Origin of the sequence: Bacillus sp. JJ722, from assembly GCF_036963345.1 — a bacterium.
GTDB lineage: Bacteria > Bacillota > Bacilli > Bacillales > DSM-1321 > Bacillus_AD.
The window spans coordinates 1-1,193 of record NZ_JBALMO010000314.1 but is presented as its reverse complement, the minus strand read 5'-3'; the positions used below and the strand labels follow the sequence as shown (position 1 = coordinate 1,193).

Annotated in this window: 1 protein-coding gene and 1 pseudogene; both read right to left on the bottom strand. The window is 30.3% G+C overall.

The features are described 5' to 3' along the window. Positions 1–100: 100 nt before the first annotated feature. A pseudogene (locus V7014_RS24855) lies at positions 101–379 on the bottom strand (permease); the annotation flags it as partial. Positions 380–461: 82 nt separating this feature from the next. Continuing rightward, the gene (locus tag V7014_RS24850; protein WP_335511412.1) at positions 462–914 is read right to left on the bottom strand and encodes a MarR family winged helix-turn-helix transcriptional regulator; all 453 of its coding nucleotides are present in this window, start codon (positions 912–914) and stop codon (positions 462–464) included. Between the last annotated feature and the right edge of the window lie 279 nt (positions 915–1,193).

The window sequence follows — 1,193 nt, the reverse complement described above, 5'->3', positions numbered from 1 at the left end:
AATATATAAAGGGTCTTGCATATTTTACATGACTAATATGTAATAACCTTCACTTATTGAACTTTAGTACTTTGGTACTTTTACTTGCATAAAAAAGCCAGGAAGGAAATAAGAACACCATTACAATGCCGAAACGCACTTTTTTATTTAACAAGTTCACTACAACTGGTATTGTTGAACAAGAACAAAAAGGCGTAACAAAAGCAAACACAAGGGCTGCTACCACTCCTAAAAAAGTATTTTTCCCTGATAGAAATTTATTGATTTTATTGTATGGCACAATTGCTTGTAAAAAGTTGATCGCAAATGATATAGCAATGAAAAGAACAGTTAACTCTAATGCGATAAATAAAAATTCGTTTATAATCTCTTTAATCATGTTCCCACTTCCTAAATACTTGCGATTTGCAAGTATTTAATATTATTTTATTTGCAAATTGCAAGTAATTATTAAGATTGTATTACCCTAATGGGGTAGTACAACATTTATCACTTTTCGCCATACTCTTATTCAGTAATTGAATAGAGCATACAACCATTTCTTTTTCTTCTTGGCTCATGTTAGCAAAAACATCATCCAGATATTGATTCATTTGCTGCTCAATGTCATCAGCTACTTTTTTTCCTTCTTCTGTTAGTGATAAGATGGTGATTCTACGATCATTTGGATCAAGTGTTTTTGAAACAAGACCCATTTTAACCAGAGATTGAACCTGCCTACTGAACGTGGTAATATCTGTTCCTAAAGTTTCAGCCACTTCTTGGATAGAAGGATAGTATTGATGTTCAATTTCATAAAGTATATGGCTTTGGACAAGAGAAATATCATGCCCCCCTGCCTGACAACAGTTTTTATTTAAAAAACCAAAACGTCTACTGAATACTTGAAAAAGCCGCCTTAAGTTATCATCCAATTTAATCACCTCGCAGATTAGTATGTACTACTTTATTTATAGTTTGAAATAATAAATATAACATAAAACCATATAAGTGTTTCAAGCACTTGTAACTTGATGGGATTAGAATATCACCGTTACTTGCAAATCGCAAGTAATTCTAAAAATTATTTTTTCTAGTAGTTGTCGACAATAAAAATCAAAATATCATGTGTACTTGCAAATAATTAATTGCAAAATGCAAGTAATTATTTATAATATATAAGTAATAAGTTATATAATTAATTGTAATGTTTC